This window comes from Leptospira kirschneri serovar Cynopteri str. 3522 CT, from assembly GCF_000243695.2.
Classification (GTDB): Bacteria; Spirochaetota; Leptospiria; order Leptospirales; family Leptospiraceae; genus Leptospira; species Leptospira kirschneri.
The window spans coordinates 55990-79804 of the sequence record NZ_AHMN02000004.1; the positions used below are offsets into that span (position 1 = coordinate 55990).

Here is a 23815-nt window from a genome sequence, read left to right on the forward strand (position 1 = left end):
TTTCAACAACTCTAATGTAGTAAATTTCTGTTTTTTACTATTCGGACATATAAAAATAGTACCGAAAATTAACGGTCGATTTTACCAAAGATGTAGAAGTCCTCAAAAAATTACACCTAACTCAGAGTTGTTGGTTTTTTGTGGTATATCTCATATTCTAATTTTTAAAACAAATACTGTATCCGATAAGAGTATTTTAAAGTTTATCTTTCCCTTTTTAATTTTTCGATTTCTCGGATGAGTTCTTCCTTATTGACGTTTGGATCAGATTTTATTTTTTGAATGAGTTCATCGGCGGCGGCTCTTTTATTGATTGCTTTTTTATCTACGTTTCCTTTTAAAATTACTGGATCTCCAACGGATACTTGAAGATTTTTCTTGCCGTCGACAGGTTCTAAAATTCCGGATTGTTGAAAAATTTCCACAATTTTGCAAGGAATTTGATCTTTTCCCACAAAGAAAATCATTCCAGGTTTGATGCTCTCCGTTTTTGAAAAGATCGAAACGACACCTTCTTTCGTTTTATAAAATACAACTCCTGCAATTTCATTATCTATGGTTACGTTTTTTTGATTTATATTTGTTGTAATTCTTCCTTGAAATGAATCTCCTATTTTAGTAAATAGAATATTCGAAAAAATTAAAGTTCTTCCGTCGGGGGAAATCTCTCCTAATACGCTGCTACTCAAAGTAACGTTTCCAACTTCTCTTACCTTGGACGCGGCTCCCATCTCGTTCGGTTTCCAAAGTTTTGGATCAGATTCTCTGGTTCCTAAATGCGGTTGATGAAATTCTTGATAAAGAGATTCCTGTAATAGAATTTCGTTTTCTCCCGTTATGACTCCACCGGTTCTGATCCTCCATTCTTCTCTGTTTTCGCTTGCAATAAAGCTAAGTCTTACGATGGTTTTTCTTTCGAAATAAAGTTCTCCGTTTGATTTTGGAAAAATACTCAACACTTCGATTTTCATTTTATCGTCTTCGGCCCATCTTTGTGTTTCGGAAGAAATATAAAAACCGGCTAAATTTGGATTTGGAGGAACCGGTTTCCCTTTGAGATTTTTTCCGCAATCGATTGACACAATAGTATATAATAAAATAAGAATGTATTTAATTTTCTTCATTATTTAAGTCTCGTGTGATAGGATTTATTTTGTTTTATTCAGAACTATGTAAAAAAGTATCAATATTTTGCTTTGAAACAGGTTTTGCAATAAAAATTTAGAGTACTCAATTTTATAGAATTTAGTAGTGAATTAAAAATAATTTTTTGACATAACGAGTATATATCTATATTAGAATGATCGAATTTTATGTTTTAGGATTGGAATAATCTTTTTAACGTGAGTTCGGCGTAAAAAAAACATGATTCTGAAAAAAATTGAAATCTGAATTTTATAGATCGATTCTGTAGGAACTACTACAATTTATAAAATAAAAGTTTATAACAATTGAATCTGTCGTATTTAAGTGTGGGAAATCTTACAAAACTTAGGTTTGTCCGTAAAATGATGTGGGAACTATTGCAAACCACGATTTTACGAATAAATTCTAAAATTGTAGGAACTCATACTTTTAGAAAAGTCTTTCTCAGTTGAACTCACGTTAAAATGGGATTTAAATTTTGATGATGTTCGTAAAACAGCGGTTTTGTGCAAAAATCGATCGGACAATGATTCTTTTTGTATTTTATAGTAGTTCCTACATTTTCAAAGAAGATCTTAAACTTTGCAGTAGTTCCCACATTTTCAAAGAAGATCTTAAACTTTGCAGTAGTTCCCACATTTTCAAAGAAGATCTTAAACTTTGCAGTAGTTCCCACATTTTCAAAGAAGATCTTGAACTTTATAGTAGTTCCTACATTTCAAAGAAGATCTCGAAGAGCTTTATAAAGAAAAATTGTAGGAACTATTACAATTTACAGCCTTTCAAAAAGCCAGCTCTTAAGTTGACTGACAGAGATTCTTTCCTGAGACATACTGTCTCTTTCTCGAACCGTGACAGTGTCATCCTTTAGAGTATCATAATCTACTGTAATACAAAAAGGGGTTCCGATTTCGTCTTGTCTACGATAACGTTTGCCGATTGCTCCTCCGTCGTCGTATTCAATGTTTCCGAGTTTGGAAAGATCTGCAAAAATTTCTCTGGATTTTTCAGGAAGTCCGTCTTTTTTCATCAGAGGAAAAACGGCTGCTTTTACCGGAGCAATTTTAGGAGAAAAACGAAGAACCGTTCTAGTCTCACCGTCCGGAAGTTTTTCTTCTTCATAAGCGTCTGTAACAACCGCGAGAAAAAGTCGATTTACGCCTAACGCAGGTTCAACGACAAAAGGAACAAATTTTTTATTTTGAACTTGATCTTGGTATTTAAGATCTTCGCCTGAAAATTTTTGGTGTTGATTTAGATCGTAGTCGGTTCTAGAAGCGATTCCCCAGAGTTCACCCCAACCGAAATTATATTTAAATTCGATGTCAGAGGTTCCTTCGCTGTAAAAAGATAATTCTTCTTTTTCGTGTTCTCTGACTCTTAGATTTTCCTTTTTGATTCCAACCTGTTCGGTAAGCCAATTCATACAATAATTTACCCAGTGAGAGAACCATTCTTTTTGTGTTCCGGGTTCACAAAAGAATTCCATTTCCATCTGTTCAAATTCTCTGGTTCTAAATACGAACTGACGTGCCATGATTTCGTTACGAAATGATTTTCCAATTTGTGCGATTCCGAAAGGAATTTTTCTTCTGGTGGTGGAGACAACGTTTTTAAAATTCAAAAAGATACCTTGAGCGGTTTCCGGCCTAAGATAAATATCTAAAGAGTCGCTCGCTCCATGAGAAGTTTTGAACATAAGGTTGAAGTCTCTCGCTTCTGTGAATGTGCCTCTTTGTCCACAATTTGGACAGGCAAAATTACTTTCTTTAATAACTTGATTCATCTTTTCAAGAGTTAGTCCAGTTGCGAACCCTTCTCCCTTTTGATCTTCGAGGAACTTGTCTGCGCGGATTCGGGTTTTACAGTTTTTACAATCGATCAAAGGATCGTTGAAGTTGGAAACGTGACCGGATGCTTCCCAAACTTTCGGATTGAGAAGAATAGAGGAATCAAGACCTACCACGTCTTCCCGAAGGTGTACAAAATATTTCCACCAAAGTTGTTTTAGATTTTGGAGAAGTTCTACGCCGTAAGGACCATAGTCAAAGGTATTGGAAAGTCCCCCATAAATTTCAGAGCCTGGATAAACAAACCCTCTTCGTTTACAAACGGATACGATTTCCTTTAATGAAGAATCGAGACTTTCTTTTTTTTCCATGAGCCCAGGATTCTGTCCAGGACTGCGGAATAAAGTATTTTAATTCTGAACCGAGAAGGATTTCTTGTTTGCCTGTGTTCCTCGCTTAGGTCCAATGGTTGATAGAGATCCGCTTCTAAGGAGATCTTGTCTGAAAAAGAAATTAGTCATCTTCGGCGTCAATTTTTTGTCTTGGAGTTCCCCTTTTCTGGGGTTGGGAATTTTTTTCCCTCTCGGTGTACTCTTTGCCTTTCCTAAAGGTAGAGAAGTTCGTTCTTCTGCCTTTGGATCATTACTCTTTCAAATTACGTGTTGGGTAGTTCTTTATCCGTTGGAAGTTTCGGCGATTTTATTTCCTACCGTAGAGGCTTTTGTACGTGCCTTCGTTATGAATTTAAGAGAATGGCTGATCGGGTTTTACGTTCTTGTAGGATTTATAATCTTAATCTCTCATTCTTATTTTCTCAAAAAACAAAGAAAACGGTCGTCGAAACTGGGTCTTAGTGTTTTGATTCCGGAAGAGAAGATAGAAAGAATTCATTATAAGATTTTAGTACTTCTTATAGCTGGATATCTAACTTCTAAACTTGTATTCCAAGACCCTTATCGATTGGAATACGGACAGATCGGAATTTTAGAAGATAGTTTTCTTTATTTCTTTTCGGTTTTAATTGCTGGGGATACTCTTTTAAGTAGAGGAAAACAATTCTTTTTATTCAGAAGACCTTGGAAACTTTTTGAAAAACAGGCTCGGATCGCACGTTATTCGGGCTTTCAAGGAAAATGGGGACTTCTGAAACAGAAAAATTCAAAGCTGAGGGATTGGATTTTTCCGGGCTGGGGGCATATTTATATCGGAAATCTTTGGAAAGGTTTTTCGATTTTATTTTTATATCTTCTTCTTTTATTATTTCTTGCCACTTCTTTTTTCTCTTGGCTTGAACCTGCAAACGGAATCCGTTTTTTAATGTCGATGGGATTAAAACCGGGAATCCGGGATCAAACTTTTTTTAAAATCACTTCGAGCGTAATTCCGATTCTAATTTTTTTAGGGGGAATAGTAGGAATTCATATCGTTTCTAGATTTTTACTTGGTAGAACTTTTCGTTCAGAACCGGACGACACAACTCCTAAAAGTACATTTATTAGTAATTTATCATATAGTATTCTGCTACATCTGATATTGATGTCTTTGATTTTGATTATACCGGTAACTCTTCAGAGAAAGAGTAAACAAAAGGAATTGGAAAAACAGAGAACTCATTTTACTCCCGAAAATTTAGAATTCTATTTTATAGATCCTAATCTTCCAAACGAAGTGGAAGGTTTAAACGGAGGAGTTGTATCCGGAACAGAAACTCCTACTCAAAAAGAAGGGGAAAAAGTTCCGGAAGATAAGCCAGCGGAAGAAGGAAGGGTCAAGGGGGAAGTCAAACAGGTTCGAGGAAAAAAATTACCGGCCACTTATTCTAATTATATTTCCGCAAAGATGAGAGGTCCCGAATCTTTTATGGAATATTGGAGAAGGGCTCCTAAAAATTATTCTTCTGTTGTCGCTTATACGGTCACTCCGGATGGAGAAGTTGTAGATGTGGATCTTGTGGAAGCCTCAGGTTATCCGGAACAAGACCAAATGACTTTAGAGTTGATTGAAAGTCTTTCTCCTCTAATGCCTCCACCCGGAACCAAAGGTTATGTTCGAGTCACGGAACTTTTTTGGAACGGGAGTATCGATCCGGATGCAATGCCAACCCCGCTTCAAAAAGAACTGGTTACTATGTATGACGGACGTTATATGGAGGAGTTATGAGTTTCGATGTTGCGTTACTCGGCTTTCTTTCCGTTCTTCCTTGGGGATTTTTTTTGATTCTACTTTTTCCTGGAAGAAATACTCCACAAAGAATTTTGCTCATTCTATTGGCGCTTTTTTTAGGTTACTTATCTACGGAGATCGTTTTAAAATTACATCCTATCTTTTGGCCGGACGTAAAACTTCCAAAAAGAAGCGGTCATATACTTACACAGACGGCGCATATCGCGTTCATTCAAGCGGGTATGATGGAGGAATTTTGCAAAGGAATTTTGATTCTTTTATCAGGGTTACTTTTTGCGTTTGATTGGAAGACTTATACGTTCAAAAAAGAAATGGTTTTGATCGGAGGATTTGTAGCCTTAGGATTTGCTGGAATTGAAAATGCGAATTATATTTTTTCTGCAAAAGAAGAGGATAGAATTTCCATGTTTGTGGGAAGGACGATACGATCTTCAAATGCGCACTTTCTAATCAATTTATGTTTTGCTTTGGCATTTGTAAAATCCAATCAAAAAGAAACCAAAGATAGACCACTCGCGTTGTTTTTGGCTTTTTTACTCGCCGTATCTCAACACGGACTTTTCAATTTTTTTGTACTTCCTCAGTCTAGATTTGGGGCTTGGCTTTCTATGGCTCTTTTTATTGGGATCTGGGTTTGGATCGTAAAAGATTTTCGTACTTTCATACTTGAAAATGAAAACTTAAATGACGCGCCAGTGGATGCGGAAATTCTGGACGAGACTTGAGATATAGAGAAATCATATTAAGTATTCCTAAAGAGATTGCGGAAGAATTTACCTCTTTTTTGGATGAAGCAGGCGTTGTAGGATATTATGAAATCCTGTTTGACAGGGAAGTTCCACGTGCTCCTGACGAAGAAATCATTTCAGACGATACTAAGTTCCGAGTCTATCTCGCAGAAGAAGATAAAGAGAACGAAACCAAAATTCTAATTTTTTTAAAAGCGAGCGCCGGAGAATCTTTATTTTTCGAATCAAGATGGATTGAAACGAAAGAATACGAAGAGGCTTATAAGGAATTTTATAAACCTTTTATCATAGGTTCTTATAGGGTGATTCCTACTTGGGAGAAAGATATTGCGTTAGGCACAACTCCGGAAGGAGTTCTTCCTTTGTTTGTCAATCCGGGACTTGCATTTGGAACCGGACATCACGAGACTACACGTCTTGTTTTGGGAAGAATGGGAGATTTAAATCTTTCCGGTAAAAAGATCGCTGACGTGGGTACCGGTTCCGGGATTTTAAGTCTTGCCGCCGCAAAGTCCGGTGCTTCTTTGATTTTAGCGGTGGACGTGGACTCGAACAGCGTGAGGTCTGCTTCTTTCAACCGGGACGAAAACGGAATTTCTTCAGAGGTTTTGGTCGTGGAAGAGGGCGGTTTCGATCATAAAAAAGTTCAAGAACAAACTTGGGATCTATTAATCTCTAATATCACGTTTGCAGTATTAAAAGCGAATATTCAAAAAATTGCATCTATTAAAACAGATCATTTTCTATTCAGCGGAGTAATCACCGAACGAAAGGAAGAGTTTTTGGAACTTCTGAAAAATACGGTGAGGGGAGAATGTGTATTCTTTAAAGAAGATACAGGCTGGGAATTGATCGAATGGAAAAGAAAAGGATAAATCGATGAAACACTATGACGTATTTGGAGTTGGAAACGCGCTCGTGGACATTTTAGTTCCGACCGAGGACGTATTTATCAAACGTTTGGGATTTGAAAAAGGTATTATGACCTTGGTAGATTCTGAAAAACAGGCTGAGGTTTTAACCGCTCTGGAAGGAAGTAAAAAGGAACTTCGTTCCGGAGGAAGTGCGGCGAACACTATGATTGCACTTGCAAATTCTGGAGGAACTGGAACCTATACCGGCAAAGTTTCTAAGGATACTTACGGAGAATTTTATAAGAAGGACATGGAGAATGCTGGAATTTTTTTCGAAGTGACTCCCGAAGATAAGGGTCATACAGGTACTTGTGTTGTATTGACTACGCCGGATGCGGAAAGAACGATGCTCACTCATTTAGGCATTTCAATTACATTACAAAAATCAGATGTAGATTTGGAAAAACTGAAATCCTCCAATATTTCTTATATCGAAGGTTATCTTTGGGACGGCCAAGGAACCAAAGAGGCTTCTCTTTTAACGATGGAAGAATCCAAAAAAAATGGCGTAAAGGTGGCTTATACTTATAGCGATCCATTTTGTGTAAATCGTTCCAGAGAAGACTTTATTCGTTTAACAAAAGAATATTTTGACATCGTTTTTTGTAACACGGAAGAGGCGAAAGCTCTTTCTCAAAGAGAAGATAAGTTGGAAGCTCTTAAGTTTATTTCTGATCTTTCTACTCTTGTGTTTATGACCGATTCTGCAAATGGAGCTTACTTTGCAGAGAATGGAAAAATTTCTCATGTAGACGGTTTTCCGGTGAAGCCGATCGATACAACGGGCGCTGGGGATTGTTTTGCGGCGGGTGTTCTTTATGGAATGACTCACGGTTTTAGTCTGGAGAAGTCTACTCGTTGGGGAAACTACGTCGCTTCTAGAATTGTACAAGAAGTTGGTCCTAGACTAGGAATTAAACTGATGGGACGCCAGGAAGAGATTTTAAAGTAACCTTTCAGTTTGACATTTTTCTAATGTAATGTAAGTCCGGCGTTGCCGGACCGCGTTTTCAGCTATAGTCAAGTTATTAGAGTTGTTGAAAAAATTCTATAGTAGATATTAGCTAACTGCTTCAATTATCTATTTTAACGTTAGTTCGATGTAAGAAAACCGGGGCGAATCCGGCTTGCCACAGGCAGCCGGCCGGGCTCTCAGCTCTGGTCAATAAATTGCATACAGGAAACATAATACAACAATCGTCTTTAGATTCAATTTATTGACCCCGCATCGATCCCTTTCGCGTTATTTAACGTTGGTTCGATGTAAGAAAATGAGAAAGAATTTTTTAAAAGTGGTAGTCCCACATCCATTTTTTCACGGTAAAACGAAATTTTAGGAAATAAATTCCTTATACCGAATTCACGTTATTTTAATACAACGAAAGCAGATGGCGAATTACTCTTTCAACAACTCTATTCTATATTTTAAAGTGTTTCTACAAAAGTGAGCTTGTTACTTGCAAAAAGTATGATTTTCTAATAAAGAAAAATCTCTCGAGTTTCTACTTAAACGCAGGAGGGTTTTTGGTATCACAGAGGATTGTAGTAATTTCGATAGGTTTATTTTCAGATTTGAACTTGTAGAAGTTTTCTTTGAGTCGCGGTAAGTTTAGAATACCTCTCTCTATGGATTCGTGGTTATCTGGCTTCTACTTCTATTTTTTCATCTTTTTCTTCTTCCGTTAAGATAGGACTATCTAATTTATCTAAAAGACTTTGAAGCAGAAAAAAATACGGATTTACCTTGGAGGCGATTTCTTTTCCGTAAAGTTGTGTATAAGTGTTGATTAGGGATTGATTTTCTTCTGTATTTTTAGAATAGGAACTTTCAGCCAATGCTTCCCATAGAACTTCACCTTTGGAACATTTTAGCATTTTGCCGAGGGCGCTTAGTTCTACTTTATCGGAGGTTTCTTTTTCACGGATTTTTAATTGAAAAATTGTCTGAACTTTTTTATCGGAACTACCACAAATTCCATTTCCGGAACGAAACGGATATATGATAAATTCCTTATGATGAGAAAGGTAATTTTCCGTAATTTTTGCGGCTAACTGTTTTTCCGAATTACCCGCCTCGCTTTCTGAGGGAACGGATACTACTATACGTTTGAACGTGTTTAGATCTTTTTCCCAAGTCGGACCAGCTTTTACGTATTTAACGGTACAATTCATAATTATAAAAATGATAGAAAAAAATAGTAAAGAATATCGTAACATTCGAATGTGATCCTTATTTCTTTTTTGGAATGGCTTTTTTGGAGGTGGCCGTTTTTTTCTTAACTGCTTTAGAATTTTCGATTGTTTCCATTTTTAAGTTTCCGGCCGCTTTTGTTTTAGACGCGAAAGGTAAGTTACCAGAAGAATTGGATTCTTCATCAAAACCTATAGGTTTTGATTCTTTTTCCTCTTCCTTTCTAGAACGATATACGATTTCAAGAACTGCTGGAACTAAAGTAAGCGCTATGATCAAGGACGAACCGATGCCGATACTCGCCACGATTCCGATTGATTTGAGCCCTTTTTGATCTGCGATTAAAAGAGAACTCCAACCTACAAGAGTGGTTAACGTAGAAGCAATGATCGCAGGGCCGACCATTGCCATGGCGCGAATTACGTCGTGGTCTTCTCTGAATCTATAGTAGATATAAATTCCGTTCTGAATTCCGTAACCTATAATTACAGGAAATACTAATACGTTCATAAAGTTCAGTTGGATTCTAAACGAAGCCATAATTCCTAAAGTGACGAAAATTCCAAGAACCAGAGGAATCAAAGAAATTAAGGCGGGGACAATTCCTCTGAAGAACAAAATCAACACGATGACTACAAGAACTAAGGTGCTAAGGAATGCAATCACACCTTCCCTTTGAACGATCTTGATAAGATTGGCAAAAAGAATTAAACTTCCTGCGGTATTAGAAATATATTTATGAGACCTTGCCTGTTCTAAACTGGAAAAAGGTCTGGTTTTTAAAATAAAAGAAATTGTACCATCTAAAAGCCCCAGACTTTTAAATTGAGAAGCAGAATACGTATTTAAGGTATTGACGATCAAACGTTTTTCGTTTTGATTCCATTTGTCTCGGATAGGATTTACGGTCATATGTCCGTTCGAATCGTAGAGTAGAGTATTTAATACCCTTCTGGATAGTTTAGGATAATGTAATTCTCCTACTGCGTCAAAAAACTTGAGAAGTTTTTGTCCGTGCCAAAGAGCTACTTTAGGATAAATGAATACAAGGTGTCCTTTTTCCTTGGAACCTTTTACTTCCGTAAATTGAGAACTGAAATAAATTGGAACTTCGGAAAGAGAATATTCTTTTACGTTGAGATATTTTTTTACTACGGGGAGATATTTTCTTTGTTCCGGTTTTAGAAAACTGGCTTTGACAGGTTTCATATCCGATTGAAGTTGTTTTAAAATTTTTAGATTTGCTCTTTGTTGTCCTTTCGGAGGAAGAAAGTTCCAAAGAGAAACCACCTGATCCACGGAGCCAGCGATTTCGTCGGGAACCGGAGTCATATAATCAAAAACGGCCTCTGATTCTTCCAAAGTGTCTACTACGATTACTTGTGGATCTGAACTAATATCGAATCTATCTCCAATCTCATCGTATAAATTGACCGAATCCAGATTATCTACCATTAGATCTCTTCCATTATAATTGAACTGAATTCCAGGGCTAAAGTTGAAAAATGAAATCATCAAAACGACTGCAATTACGACTAACGTTAAAAGTCCCGGCTTTTTGTAAAAACGATAGAGAAAAGGAGAAGTGGATTGTTCTTTAACCGAAAGAAGAAACTTACTTTTGATAGAAGGAAACAAACGAAAAAGAAGTGTAATTTGAAGGGCGGTCACTCCATACATCGAAATCGCTATGATTAAAATTCCGTATGTGGCAATGATTCCAAACTCGCTAAAACCTCTGAATTCGGAAAACGCAAGTACTACAAATGCGGAAGTAGTTGTCAGAGCAGAGATAAAGGATGCGATTCCGGTATGATAGATCGTGTCCTTGATGGAACGAAGAGTGTTTTGTTCTCTGGTAAATTCTTCTCGGAAACGATATAAAAACTGAATTCCGTAGTCGATTCCAAGTCCCATCAAAATGGAGGCGATGATACTGGTCACAGAATTTAGCTGACCGATTACGATCGTGGTGAGTCCAAAAGAGAATAAAATTCCGGAAAGAAGAGAAACGAGAAGAATGAGAATAAAAAGTGGATTTCTAAAAAAGAAAAGTAAAAGTAATGCGATACCGATAAAGGAAGTGATCGCGATCGGTTTTAAAGCCGCCATCAAAGTTTCGTAGTCGTCTAAATGAAGTCTATACGTTCCAGTATAACCGACTTGGATTCCATTTTTATCTAAGTCAAGATTGGCTACGATTTCCTTGATTTTTTTGTCTAACGCTATGTTAAATTCTATGTTGGTAAAAGAACCGGCCGGTTTGATCAAAAAGATCAACATTCCTTTGTCTGGAGAAATATTATATTCGTCGAATATATCTCTTTTTGCAAGTTTTTGATACTTGGAAAGAATGTCGTTAAAATCAGGATTGTATTCTTCGTTCGAAAGTTTGATAAAAAATGGATTAGCCCTTTCTACTTCTTCGTCGATTTTTCTTTTAACTCGTTTTCTTACTTCGACTAAGTCTTCGGTTTTTAGAAATAAAGGAAGTCTGTCCTGTAAAAAAGTTACATTGTAACGATAGGAAATGTATTGAACGAATTTTTTCTCTTTCAAAAGTTTTTCATTCAAAATATCCGAAGCCTTTTTGATCGCATTTTCTCTTTCTTTGTAATAAGAAACGTTTTGTTGTTTTATCTTTTCGGCTTCTTTCAGTTCTTTTTCGGCGACCTCTGGTTGTCCTTTTTTTCTTGCGGCAAAGGCTTTGACTAAATGATCCGTCATTCCCTTTTCGTCTTTAAATTTGATACTGAGGATGTAGAAGCCGTTTCCTCCGATCATTTCGATCACTTTTTGGGTTTTGACTACAGAAGGATTATCTCTTGGAAGAAGATCTAAGTTGTTACTATTGACTGTAAGTTTAGAAGCTTGCCAAAAAGAAAGAAGAAGTAAAACTACAAGTATGCTACAAGAACGAATCGGATTGAGTAAAATCGAATCTGTGATTCTGGAAAGGAATTGTTTCATTTCGGTTTAATTTTTTGCTTCTTTTTTGATCAGAGCGATGGTTTGTTTGATTCCGTTCTTTTTAATAGAAGGATCTATCGATTTGACTCGGTTCGTTTCGGAAGCGTATTTACCTTCGTTTAAGAAGTCAGTGACATACCAGTTTCCTTCTATCTTTGTGAGTATCCAAGAAAACGTAATTCTTTCCGAACCATTCCAAATGATAGAAGAAGCAAGAGTCGCGTTATCTCCTTTTAGAACCGGTTTTTCGTAGTTGATGTCTATTTTATCGAAATATTTATGAGCGATCGGAAAACTTCTGTGAATGATAAATTCGCTGATCGCTTCTTCAAATTCCTTACGGTCAGAATCAGAGATTTTACTCGAGGATTTTAAGAGCTGATTGCTGAATTGTTTTACGTGTATAAGGGCGATCGCTTTATCATTTTTTTTATAACGAATAAAACCGATGAGTTTTTTTACAGTGGAAACAATTTGTTCTTCATCAGAAGGAGCAGTTTCGGTTGTCGCAGGAACGTTCCCTGTTTCGGTCGAAGTAGAATTTTCCGTCGAAGTTTGCGCGATTAATGAGGAGATTAGTAAGGATAAAACGAAAAGAATAAGGATTATTTTTTTCACAATTGGTGCCTTTATAGATTGAAGTTTATGTCTTGAGGAATTCATACAATCTTTCGAATCAGTAAGTGGAAGTCAACGGAATAAAATCCCTCAAAGTAAAAGAGCAGCTTTTCTTTTAGAACAATAAGATCCATTTATTTCAATTTAAGTTAGTAGTTATCTTTGTAAGTCTTTCTAAAAACGTAGAATCAAATTCTAGGGTAGTATCGTTTTTTTGCTTATTTGTTTTTGAAACCTTTATAAATGAATTTTGAATTTGATTTTATGCGGTGGCTTATCGTTTTGATTTTATAAAGTCTATCTTTTTGAAAAGTGGAACGAGTAGTCTAACTTTAGACTGTCTTTGGAATCGCAACGACAAATTGAAGTTATACGAAGTGAAGTGCGCGCTACTATCTTGATTCGTTGTTATATAACAGAGTATCTATGAGCTTAAAAATATTTTAGAATAATCGTCTTTGAATTCCAAACAAAAAGTGTAGTTCCCACAATTTTTAAAGTTTAACTGATAAAATCCACGATTTGTGAGAGTTTCCACATTTTTAGTTTTGAAACAGACTCGGAATAAGATTATTTTTATGCGTCCGAGTAATAACACAAGTTCGATAGAATCTAATTTGCAAGAGGATTGTGAAGCGTAGGGAAACTAAAGAAGAACGTTCTCTTAAACTAAAGCCGTCTCGCTTCTGCGGGCGCTCGACAGATCGCGTTTGAAACTAAAGCAAAACGCTCTCTATGGATCGCGTTTTGTATTAAAACTAAAGAGGAATTGTCGTATTATATTTTTTTTATGTAACTGATAGGCTGTGGCTGAAATCGCGATCAGGCAAGGCCGAATTTATCCCAATTTTATTTTTCTGAATTTATATTAGAGTTATTTAAAAATTCCATAATAAGGTTTAATAAAACTGTTTCCATCGACCATTTTCATAAAACAAAGAAAGATGGAGTATTCATTTTTTAGCAACTCTATGATTGAAGTGTAAGCTATTGGATTGAGTTCTTTATTATATATTTATGAGTAATATTACTACTCGGATGCATAAATAGAATACTTGAAGTTAGATTGTTTCAAAAATCTGAATGTTTTGATCCTGCTCTAAAATGCCGTAAATCTCGGATTTGTGGTATTTTTTAGATACCACTATTTTTTCCGTAAATCCGGCCGTTGATAACTTGGTACTATTTTCATGTGTCCGAGTGGTAAATATTGAATATTCGTTTATTTGAATGCAACTAATGCAACGATTTTGTGTGAAAGTCTGATTCTATTGATCTCTATAAAACTGAGTAATTTGAGTTTTATTTCAAAACAAAATACCTGTTTATATAGCTTTCAATAAGATGATTCTTTTCGGGTTTCTGTTGAAAAACTTAGGTTTAAATGGAATCGGTTTTGAGGTTTCTATAAAATTCAAAAAGGATGAATGTCCAGTCAAGTTCCCGCTGCTTTACGATCTCTATAAAATCAATAATTCTAATTTATAAATACTTACTTTTTGTATTTTGTTTAATTGCTCTACTCGGGTAATTGATTTTTGTATATAATAGATTACTAAAGTTCTAATATGTATTTGTGGGAATTTGTATCGAATTAATTTTTTATTTGATGTCTAATCGATAGTACATAACGTGTTCATAGTTAATGATTCTTGATTTATTTTTATTAGAATATTCTAAATAATAGAAAATTTCTTATTAAGAATCAAAGAGCGATAAAAAATAAAATGACGTTGTGTGTCTTCTGTTTAATTAAGGGGATCCGACTGCTACTTGAACTATAGAGTAGAGTGATAGAGTTTTATCTCTAGAGGGAGACTTGTCTTAAAGTTTATTCTATAGAGATTAGTAGTGACACGTACTGAATAACTGGTCCGGACGGAGTTCGTTAGGAATGTCGTGTTTGTCCTATGTGTTTATAGTTACATACAACGTCTCATTTTTCAAAAGAGTGGAGGATATAAAATGGGTCGTTGGATCGTCCTAAGAATATTTTTATTAGTCTTGATTGGAATTGGTTTCGAGTATGGAATCAATCATACATCAGTAAATGCTTCATCAAAGAGTGATTACTCGATAGTTCAGAAGCCTACCGATCAACCAAAAGATAAGCCGGTCCAAGTTGTTGTGAGTGACGGAGGTAAGTTTTGTTATGGCCCTACTTTTAGCGGAGGTGAAAGTTACATCGTAATTGAACAGTGTTGGCAAATGCACGTTATGAGTGCAAGATACGACGTGTTTCAAAGGATTTCGTATAACATCAATAATACGTGGTTATGTATTACTGCACCGGAAAAAGTAGTGAGAGGGGAAGAAAATTGGGACTATGTTCATCTCAGACCTTGTACGATAAACGATCCTCTACAAAGATGGATCGTAAAAGAGAATTCCTTTTGGACTGCAGACGGACGTTATCGTTTAAAAGATACAAATTGGTACGGTTATATTTCTAGAAACTCTGGAGATAACTACAATCATACCTTAGATTCTTCCATGAATGATTGGGTTAAAACGGTAGCCACTCCTGGAAACATCAGTATCAAAACTTCCATAGCATGGGATTTGAGCAGTAGTTGGGGAAATGAACGTTATTTTGTTCGTTGGGGAGGTTCGGATAAAAATACTACACCTCTTTACTATAATCCTGAGAGTGGGCATCTTGCTCAGTATAATCCAATAAGTGGCTCACTCTATTGTATGTATTCTCAGGTAGATAGTTATAATTGGAACTGGGTGAAGTGGGTATCGTGTAGTGACGCACCTGTTAAAAGAGATAATCCAGCTTTTTGGAATGTATTTTTTGAAACAAACAAAGAAGGGACGATCACAGACTACAAAGGTAATGTGCTGAGAGTTACCACATCTGGACCCAATTGGGGAGTTGCCTATGCAGTCAAACCTTCTTATTTAGAAAAGGACACTACCAATAATCCTACTTCTTTGTTTGTTGTTGATAAAGATTTACTGGATTGGACACGTTATACGGCTTCTAATCTTGGTAAGACAGATCAGTATTGTCCAGCTGGTAATAAAGAAAGTCTTGGACGAAAAAGAGTCAAAAGGGACTTGACCTTACCTTCTGACTTTCAATTAACCAGGGAGTGGATTCAAAGGCTTTATGATATAGCTAGATCGAGTATAGCTGGTACGACTCCGATCCGTGGGGTATGTGGTGTTTGTATGCTTCATAGTTACCAAATGATAGCAGAGTTACTGCAATATCATTCTTGGGGACCTCTTACGAGGGGAGGATATTTTTTCGATACGGCCCCTAATAGGAATCCTTTTATCTCGTTTGGGCAACGTTATCCGCAATTGAACACATTGCTGACAAATGTACCCAATCAATCTACCAGGCATGGATTCGGATCTACTTTGGTCATGTTGCCTCAGTATGAATGGATGTCTTCTTACACAATCACTACTCGGTCTGGTAGATTATTACATGCTAGATCTCTAATCAATTCTCCTCCTGGAAGCATTTGGTTGGGATTATTGAGGGGAAGAGATGCGGACGGATCTACTTGGGGACATGCCGTTCCCATTCTGAGAACTTCTCAAGGGTTAGTGATAATTCCAACAAATGTGCCTACGATGTCGTTGAATACTTACATTCAAAATTTAGCACCTACTACAGATCCAAACGAGGTAATAAATAGGCTAGAAAATAGAAGTACTCTGACAGAGCTTATAACCATACAGCCGGTAAGACTTTACGATGTTTCTTTTAGTCTCACGGTTTCTAGTAGAGATTGCACTGGAGATGGGGAAGGTAGAAGGGGTTCAGGAAGATATCCAATCAGTTCATTGATAAATCAATGTTCGGGGGGTAGATGTATTCTGCAGTAAGCCAATGATAAAGAGAGAAGAATATACTCTCTCCATGTATTAACAAAAAAGCCGTTGGCGTAGATAACAATTTTATAAATAATAGATCTGCGCCAACGTTACAAGAAAACCTTTTATAAATAGAGTTGTTGAAAAAATTCCATAGCTCAGATCAACAAAATTGTTTCTATCGATCGTTTCCATGAAATAGAAACAGATGGATAAAATCGTTTTGTAAATATGAATTTTTTCACTAACTCTATTAAATTATCTAAATAACTCTTATATTCAAAAAGTAAATACACGTTAGTTTTATTTTCAGGTTTGAGAAGAATTTGAAACAATAGATCTGTTTGTTTGAGTTTTTCTGAAGTAAAACTGGATTCGGAAGTTCTAAATTTTCTAAATTAATAATTGGTGTGGTAGTGTACTTTTAAAAAATATGTCTGCTTTTTTTATTCTAAAAAGTTACTCGAATCAATTGATTGTTGAATCAAATTTCTGTATGAAATCTCTGCTTTGTGATCTCTATCAAATCAACAACTCTAATTTATAAAGACTTACTTTTAGTAATTTTTTTTTCTTTAATTCACTGCTTGAGTAGTTGAATCCTGTATATAAAAGATTACTAAAGTTCTAATGTGTTTCTATTAAACTTATGTCGAATTAATTTTTTATTTGATGTTTAATTAAGTAAGCATAACGTGTCATTAGTAAATGGTTTTTAATTTCTTTTTATTAGAATATTCTAAATAATAGAAGATTTCTTATTAAAAATCCTAAAAGAATAATAAAAGCTATAAATGACGTCGTATGCTTCCATTCAATTGAGATGATCATCCTGCCCTACTTAGGGCTATAGAGTTTTATCTCTAAAGTTAGGTTCGTCTTCAAATTGATTCTATGAAGATGACACGTGCAGAATAACTAGTTCGAACAGAATTTGTTAAGAATGTCGTGTTTGTCCTATATGTTTTATGGTTGTGTGACGACGTCTTAATTTTTCAAAAGAGTGGAGGTAAAAAATGGGTCGTTGGATCGCCCTAAAGGTAGTTTTGTTAGTCTTGATTGGAATTGGTTTTGAGTATGGGATCAATCATACATCAATAGATGCCTCATCAAAGAGTGGTTACTCGATAGCTCAAAAACCTACCGATCAGCCAAAAGATAAACCTATTAACATCGTTACGCATGATGGGAAAACGTATTGTTATTCTCCTGTTTTTACTAAAGGTGAAGGTTACGTTTGGATTGAAAAGTGTGGGGATAAGACTGCTAAAGCAAGATACGATGTGTTTCAAAGGATTTCGTATAACATCAATAATACGTGGTTATGTATTACTGCTCCAGAGACAGTAATTAAAGGAAATGCAAAATGAGATTATGTAAATCTTAGGCCTTGTGCTATCAATGATTCTTTGCAGAGATGGATCGTAAAAGATAAAGCCTTTTGGACTGCTGATGGAAAATATCGTTTGAAGAATGTGAATTGGTACGGTTATATTTCTAGAAACTCTGGAGATAACTACAATCATACCTTAGATTCTTCCATGGATGATTGGGTTAAAACAGTAGCTACTCCTGGAAACATCAGTATTCTGACTTCCATTTCTTGGAATTCAAGTTGGGGAGATGGGATTTGGGATACAAGTATGGCGCCTAGTGTTTACTTTATTCATTCCAAAGGTTCAAGTAGGAATATTACATCTCTCTATTACAATCCTGAAAGGGGACATATTGCACAGTATGATTCTTCAAGTGGTCTTCTCAGTTGTATGTATTCTAAAATGATAGATAAATATGATTGGAATTGGGTTAAATGGGGATCGTGTAGTGACGCACCTATTAAAAAAGAGAATCCAGCTTATTGGAACGTTTATTTTGTAGCAAATGCAGGAGGGATGATCACAGATTATAAGGGGAATATTTTAAGAGTTACTAAGGAAGGACCCAATTGGGGCGTTGCCTATACAGTTAAACCCGGTTATTTGGAAAAGGATACTACCAATAGTCCTACTTCTGTGTTTACTGTCGATGTAGATTTACTGAAATGGATACGTTATACTACTAGTAATCTTGGAAAGACGGATCAATATTGCCCAGCAGGCAAGAAAGAAAGTAATGCATATAAAAGAGTAAAAAGGAACTTACCATCTGATTTTCGATTAACAGGTGCTTGGATTCAAAGACTTTATGATATAGCTAGATCAGCCACGTTTCAATCTGCGAGTCCTGGTGCAATTCCGCAGAGACGTGGATCATGTGGTGTTTGTATGCTTCATAGTTTTCAAATGATAGCGGAACTAATGGAGTATCATTCTAGAGGGCCTCTTACGAGTGGAGGATACTTTTTCAACACAGCTTCTAATAGAGATCCCTTTCTTTCGTTTAGTCAACGTTATCCAGATTTGGACAGATTGTTGACAAACGTACCTGTCGATTATGCTAATAGAGGTAGAGTGCTCGCATTCGCATCTACTATGATTATGTTGCCTCAGTATGAATGGGAGTCCTCTTCTCCGCTTACTACTCGATCTGATATACAATCTCACATTAGATCGCTTATCAATTCTCCTCCTGGAAGCATTTGGTTGGGATTATTAAGAAGGCAACGTGCAAACGGATCTATTTCGGGGCATGCCGTTCCTATTTTGAGAACCTCTCAAGGGTTAGTAGTAATTCCAACAAATATGCCTACGGCATCGTTGAATACCTACATTCAAAATTTAGCACCTACTACAGATCCAAACGAGGTAATTGCTCGTATGGAAGAAGGAAGGACTTTGACATTACTTACAACCATACGGCCGGTAGGGACTTATGATGTTCCTTTTAGTCTCACGGTTTCTAGTAGAGATTGTACTGGAGATGGGACGACAGAAGGGGTTCAGGAAGATATCCAACCAGTTCATTGATAAATCAATGTTCGGGGGGAAGATGTATTCTGCAGTAAGCCAATAATGAAGAGAGAAGAATAAACTCTCTCCATGTCTTAACAAAAAGAGCCGTTGGCGTAGATAACAAAAATATAAATAATAAATCTACGTCAACGTTACAAAAAACCTTTTTCGCAAGTAAACTTTTTATAAATAGAGATGTTGAAAAAATTCCATAGTTCAGATCAACAAAATTGTTTTCATCGACCGTTTCCATGAAATAGAAACAGATGAAAAATTCATTTTTCAACAATTCTAATATAAAAAACCAATCTCTATAAAATCAAAAGATAAAAATTTTAAAAATTAAGTTTCTTCATAAAATCATAGTTAGGTGGTAAATTTCATTTTATAAATGAAAAAGATTTATAAAATAATGTAACTCGATATTCAAATAAAACTGAATCAGTTTTTGGAACTTAAAAAATATAAATTTAAACTGACCTATTTCTGAATTTAGAGTTATATAAATATGTAATGGTTTTAAATTTGGAGTATGTCAGAAGTTATTATATTAAATTTACATTATTTAGAATAATCTGATGTTTTTTAATTTATCTTTCAATTCTATTTCTTTTAGATAAAACAAGTCTATTTTAAAATTTCGGAGATAACGTCTTTTAAAATGTTACTCATTCCTATAAAATTAAGTACTTAAATATTATCACAAAATACCTTCAAGTAAGTTTGATAAATCTAATGTGCAAGAGATTGAAACGTAGGACAATACGCTTTCAAACTAAAGCTGTCTCGCTTCTTGAACTCAATGCATCGGGTCGCGTTGGAAACTAAAGCAGAATGCTTTCTATCATAACCAACCCCGCAAGTATTTGGATCTCAATATAAATCTGTTGGAATTACGACAAATCCTCTGTAAAAAGATCGCCCCCGCCCCACAACGCGATTCATAGAGAGCGTTGTGTTGAGTTTTCAACGCGATTCATAGAGAGCGTTGTGCTTTAGTTTCCCTATTTTTGGTGGCAACTCAATGAATTGCTTCCCATGGGTCGCAATTCAGGTGGGAAAATTTGAAAGATTTTTCTTTATCAGAAAAACATACTTTTTGCAAGTAAAAAGCCTCATTCTTGTCAGAACACTTGAAAAATGTGAGTTTTGGATTGCTCGAAGTAACTAAAGCGTAACTCAGTAAAACGCTCTCTACAGATCGCGTTTGAAACTAAAGACGAAATGTTGTATTACGTTTTAAAGAAAAATGATCTATTGTTTTGTAACAAATGTGGATGATTTTTAAAAGGTTTTAAATTCAAATTTATTATACAATAGAATCCTGATTGACTGTCGTTTCGGTTTAGGTAATTTTACCGGAATCTATTTTCCAAAGTAGAAATTGCGGGGATAAAACTTTTAAAAAAAACGATCTCAAAAATGAAACATTACTCGGAACCATAATAGTAAAGTTCCCAATATTTTGTATTGAAACGGTGTTTTACGATTAAAATTCACGGTGCTCAATTTTATAGGTAAAAAACTTTTTTAAGATTGTTTATAAAAAAATTTAAACTTTGTACAAACTTTCAATGAAACACTTGGAACTATAGAATAGAATGTACAAAAATCTGCGTGGAGCCAAAGGATTCGTCTCAAAATTTATGGCGATTTATTGTTATAGGTTTTAGCAAAACGAATGATCTATCGAAAGTTGAATTTGGAAAATACTCGAATTTTGAGGAAGGTATGTATGAAAGTTTTTCGTAATTTGTTTTCTGCGGGAATTCTTGCAGTTGTATTGATGAACTTTTTGTTTATCGGAGCTTGTAAGAAAAAGGAAGATGACGACGATCAGAATAACGCGATTCTTCTTTGGTTAGCGACCCGACCTTATGTGGAACAAAGTAAGACCGGTTTTTTTATTATCGTTCCGAAAGGGATCGCCGAGTGAGGGATATTCAAATGAAAAGATTACTTTTTATTTTTGCGTTAGTCGCCTTTTTAGGATTGGGACTTAGTTTTCGTACGGACAGAGTTCCTTTTTTTGTGAGAGAAGATTCTCCCAAGCCGTTTCCTGTACGTTTAGAGTTATTACAACCTTTGAAAGCGAATGCAGATAATTGGGGGTTTGTGCGCCAGTCTGCAACTTGGGCTAGAGGGAATTCTCTTTTTATGGACGAATTGATTGCTGGGATTCGAAAAAATTTTCCTGCGGGAAGTACTGCGAATATCACTTTAGCAAATCAGAATTTTAACGGACAATCTTATACTCTACGTTTGAAATTGAATTCGGGAAACGTATCGTATCAACCGAGTACCTTGGGAAGTACGGTTTCTTATACGAACTTTTTTGAACTTCGTTCCTCTTCTGATAATCAGCCGGCTCTTCAGCTTTTTTTTGATGATGATCCTAGAAGTGTTTCCGGAGATGGGGCCGTTCTTGTATATCAATTGAGTAGACTCGATCCGACTCAATGGGCGGGGGCGACTGCAATTATAGAGAGTTATGTGGTTCAGCCGGTCATCACTGGATTTTCAAATCAGGGTTTAATTCAAACCTACTCTTGGAAAGGACCTTTGGGTGCCGATGCACTTGGACAAGATGCGGACACGGGTAGGGTAATTTTAGAAGAGATGGATAATCGTACTGTGTTTTGTTTTAAATCTGTTGTAAGTTTTCATGGAACCACCGATTTAGTTCCGATCAATGCGGGAACACAAGCGCTTGGTTATGCACATAATCAAGGGCTTTGTCCGGGAGCGGGAAAAGAGTATTATAAACTTGCTTATAGCCAAAAACTTGATGGAAGTTTGAACGTGACTGCTAAAGCTGGATTGGAGCAAACCACGATTACTTCTGGACAAGCGATTACTTGTAATTCGACTGTAAGTCAATTTGTGAATTTTACTCCCGCCTATGGTCTTTTTAATTTTAACGGATTTATTTCGGAAGGGGTTGCGGCAAATGCGATTCCTTCGGACTTTATCCAAGCGACACGAGTGGATGGGTTGTATGATAGAGTTGGAACCGTAGGTAAATCCAGCGCGACTACAAGTCCTACCGCTTCTAGTTGGGATACTTTAACAAAAGCTTATATAGATTCGATTACGATTAACTTTGGAAACGTTCCTTAGTAGAATATAAATTTTGTTTTTAAAGCCTCTCATCGAGAGGCTTTTTTTAAAGAAGGAGGTTTAGGAACAATTTTTATTATTCGTACGGACGTATAAAATGATACTATAACTTGTTTTAAAACTTAGAATAGAGTTATTGAAAATTTCACAGCTAACGTGAGTTTGGCGCAAGAAAATGAGAAAGAATTTTCTAAAAGTAAAAGTTTCTACAATTTTAGAGTTTGAACTATAAAATAACGGTTTGTATTTGTAAAATTTCTTATAAAATAAATATTTTATAAACACCTTTAAAACGTAAACTGAGATTTTATTATTGAGTTTTTAATGCAGTTTTTATATTAGAGTTGTTGAAAAATTAATTCTTAATCTGTTTGTATTGGATTGAATGGACAATTGAAGCAATTTTACGAATTTTCACTATGGAATTTTTCAACAACTCTATTTAACTTTTTTACGGAAAAACTTAGTATTATAAAAAATTAATTTTTCTTTTAGTTCATTTAAAAATAAATTCTATATAATAAATTCATAAAATAACGTTAGTTCTGTATAACGCGAAGAAAGTGATCGATGCGAGAGAACTTTAGCAGAACGGCTCTTATCATAACCAACTCCACAAGTATTTGGATCTCAATATAAACCTGTCGGAATTACGACAAATCCTCTGTAAAAAGATCGGCCCCACAACGCGACCCATAGGAAAGCGTTGTGCTGAGTTTCCAACGCGACCCTGCAGAGCGACCCTTAGGGAGTGATGCATTGAGTTTCAGGAAAGCGTTGTGCTGAGTTTCCAACGCGACCCTGCAGAGCGACCCTTAGGGAGTGATGCATTGAGTTTCAGGAAAGTGTTGTGCTGAGTTTCCAACGCGACCTGCAGAGCGACCCAGGAAGCTCAGCGAATGCCTCTCTAAGGATCGGCATTCAGGGAGTGATGCATTGAGTTTCAGGAAAGCGTTGTGCTTTAGTTTCCCTATTTTTGGTGGCAACTCAATGAATTGCTTCCCATGGATCGCAATTCAGGTGGGAAAATTTGAAAGATTTTTCTTTATCAGAAAAACATACTTTTCGCAAGTAAAAAGCCTCATTCTTGTCGGAACACTTGAAAAATGTGAGTTCTTTAACGCGACCTGTCGAACGACCCATGGGGAGTGAGACGCTGAGTTTCCAGAGCGACTCAGGACGCTCCCTCTCTAAGGATCGGCATTCAGGGAACGTGCATTGAGTTTGAGAAAGCGTTTTGCTTTAGTTCAATTCTGATTCTAAAATTCTATTCAACTGTGTGGTTGGTTATGGGCTCTTATGGATCCGCGTTCTATATTGAAACTAAAGACAAAATATCGTATTAAGTTTCTTTTATGCAATTTATTGACTAGGGCTAAAGAACTCGGTCCGGCTGCCAATGGCA

General features: G+C 35.9%; 14 protein-coding genes and 1 pseudogene. 8 read left to right on the plus strand and 7 right to left on the minus strand.

Annotated features, from left to right (window positions below; translation table 11 throughout):
• Positions 1 to 203: 203 nt before the first annotated feature.
• From LEP1GSC049_RS223640 to LEP1GSC049_RS223635, 3 genes are all read right to left on the minus strand, one after another.
• A complete protein-coding gene (locus LEP1GSC049_RS223640) occupies positions 204 to 1124 on the minus strand; it encodes an LIC12353 family lipoprotein (protein WP_016560480.1) in 921 nt (306 codons plus the stop codon).
• A gap of 271 nt (positions 1125 to 1395) precedes the next feature.
• Positions 1396 to 1452 (minus strand): hypothetical protein, encoded by a 57-nt coding sequence (locus tag LEP1GSC049_RS2000000229210; RefSeq protein ID WP_366238277.1) that lies wholly within the window; start codon positions 1450 to 1452, stop codon positions 1396 to 1398.
• A gap of 466 nt (positions 1453 to 1918) precedes the next feature.
• Positions 1919 to 3307, minus strand: coding sequence for a glycine--tRNA ligase (locus tag LEP1GSC049_RS223635; protein ID WP_004755059.1), 1389 nt, complete (start codon positions 3305 to 3307; stop codon positions 1919 to 1921).
• Positions 3308 to 3371: 64 nt separating this feature from the next.
• Between LEP1GSC049_RS223635 and LEP1GSC049_RS223630 the strand changes: the two genes are divergently transcribed.
• From LEP1GSC049_RS223630 to LEP1GSC049_RS223615, 4 genes are read left to right on the plus strand one after another with little or no spacing between them, the layout of a single operon-like run.
• The gene (locus tag LEP1GSC049_RS223630) at positions 3372 to 5096 is read left to right on the plus strand and encodes an energy transducer TonB family protein (RefSeq protein ID WP_016748592.1); all 1725 of its coding nucleotides are present in this window, start codon (positions 3372 to 3374) and stop codon (positions 5094 to 5096) included.
• Entirely contained in the window at positions 5093 to 5845 is a 753-nt protein-coding gene (locus tag LEP1GSC049_RS223625) for a PrsW family glutamic-type intramembrane protease (RefSeq protein WP_004754962.1), read from the plus strand. Before LEP1GSC049_RS223630 ends, LEP1GSC049_RS223625 begins: the two co-directional genes overlap by 4 nt.
• Positions 5842 to 6744 (plus strand): 50S ribosomal protein L11 methyltransferase, encoded by a 903-nt coding sequence (locus LEP1GSC049_RS223620; RefSeq protein WP_016560431.1) that lies wholly within the window; start codon positions 5842 to 5844, stop codon positions 6742 to 6744. The genes LEP1GSC049_RS223625 and LEP1GSC049_RS223620 overlap by 4 nt, the downstream gene beginning before the upstream one ends.
• Positions 6745 to 6748: 4 nt before the next feature.
• Positions 6749 to 7735 carry an adenosine kinase gene (locus LEP1GSC049_RS223615; protein ID WP_004753706.1) on the plus strand — a complete coding sequence of 329 codons (987 nt, stop codon included), beginning with the start codon at positions 6749 to 6751 and terminating at the stop codon, positions 7733 to 7735.
• A 686-nt stretch (positions 7736 to 8421) separates the two neighbouring features.
• On the opposite strand, the gene LEP1GSC049_RS223610 is transcribed toward LEP1GSC049_RS223615, so the two are convergent.
• From LEP1GSC049_RS223610 to LEP1GSC049_RS223600, 3 genes are read right to left on the minus strand one after another with little or no spacing between them, the layout of a single operon-like run.
• Positions 8422 to 9000 (minus strand): MXAN_6521/LA_1396 family lipoprotein, encoded by a 579-nt coding sequence (locus tag LEP1GSC049_RS223610; RefSeq protein WP_004768456.1) that lies wholly within the window; start codon positions 8998 to 9000, stop codon positions 8422 to 8424.
• Positions 9001 to 9013: 13 nt separating this feature from the next.
• On the minus strand, positions 9014 to 11944 hold the full coding sequence (locus tag LEP1GSC049_RS223605; protein ID WP_004759337.1) for an efflux RND transporter permease subunit: 2931 nt from the start codon (positions 11942 to 11944) through the stop codon (positions 9014 to 9016).
• A 6-nt stretch (positions 11945 to 11950) separates the two neighbouring features.
• Positions 11951 to 12607: an ABC transporter substrate-binding protein gene (locus LEP1GSC049_RS223600; protein ID WP_016748593.1), complete on the minus strand. Its 657-nt coding sequence runs from the start codon at positions 12605 to 12607 to the stop codon at positions 11951 to 11953.
• Between the two features lie 1920 nt (positions 12608 to 14527).
• Here LEP1GSC049_RS223600 and LEP1GSC049_RS223595 point away from each other — a divergent pair.
• A complete protein-coding gene (locus tag LEP1GSC049_RS223595; protein ID WP_004776691.1) occupies positions 14528 to 16411 on the plus strand; it encodes a DUF1561 domain-containing protein in 1884 nt (627 codons plus the stop codon).
• A 146-nt stretch (positions 16412 to 16557) separates the two neighbouring features.
• Here LEP1GSC049_RS223595 and LEP1GSC049_RS2000000228625 read toward each other — a convergent pair whose 3' ends face one another.
• Positions 16558 to 16734: a hypothetical protein gene (locus LEP1GSC049_RS2000000228625; RefSeq protein WP_004759342.1), complete on the minus strand. Its 177-nt coding sequence runs from the start codon at positions 16732 to 16734 to the stop codon at positions 16558 to 16560.
• A 681-nt stretch (positions 16735 to 17415) separates the two neighbouring features.
• On the opposite strand from LEP1GSC049_RS2000000228625, the pseudogene LEP1GSC049_RS02000000224395 reads away from it, so the two are divergent.
• From LEP1GSC049_RS02000000224395 to LEP1GSC049_RS223585, 3 genes and pseudogenes are all read left to right on the plus strand, one after another.
• Positions 17416 to 19343, plus strand: a pseudogene (locus tag LEP1GSC049_RS02000000224395) (DUF1561 domain-containing protein).
• Positions 19344 to 21025: 1682 nt separating this feature from the next.
• Positions 21026 to 21226: an LIC12338 family lipoprotein gene (locus LEP1GSC049_RS223590; RefSeq protein ID WP_004754844.1), complete on the plus strand. Its 201-nt coding sequence runs from the start codon at positions 21026 to 21028 to the stop codon at positions 21224 to 21226.
• Positions 21227 to 21237: 11 nt separating this feature from the next.
• Positions 21238 to 22410 (plus strand): LIC_12337 family protein, encoded by a 1173-nt coding sequence (locus LEP1GSC049_RS223585; protein WP_004759361.1) that lies wholly within the window; start codon positions 21238 to 21240, stop codon positions 22408 to 22410.
• Positions 22411 to 23815: the final 1405 nt, after the last annotated feature.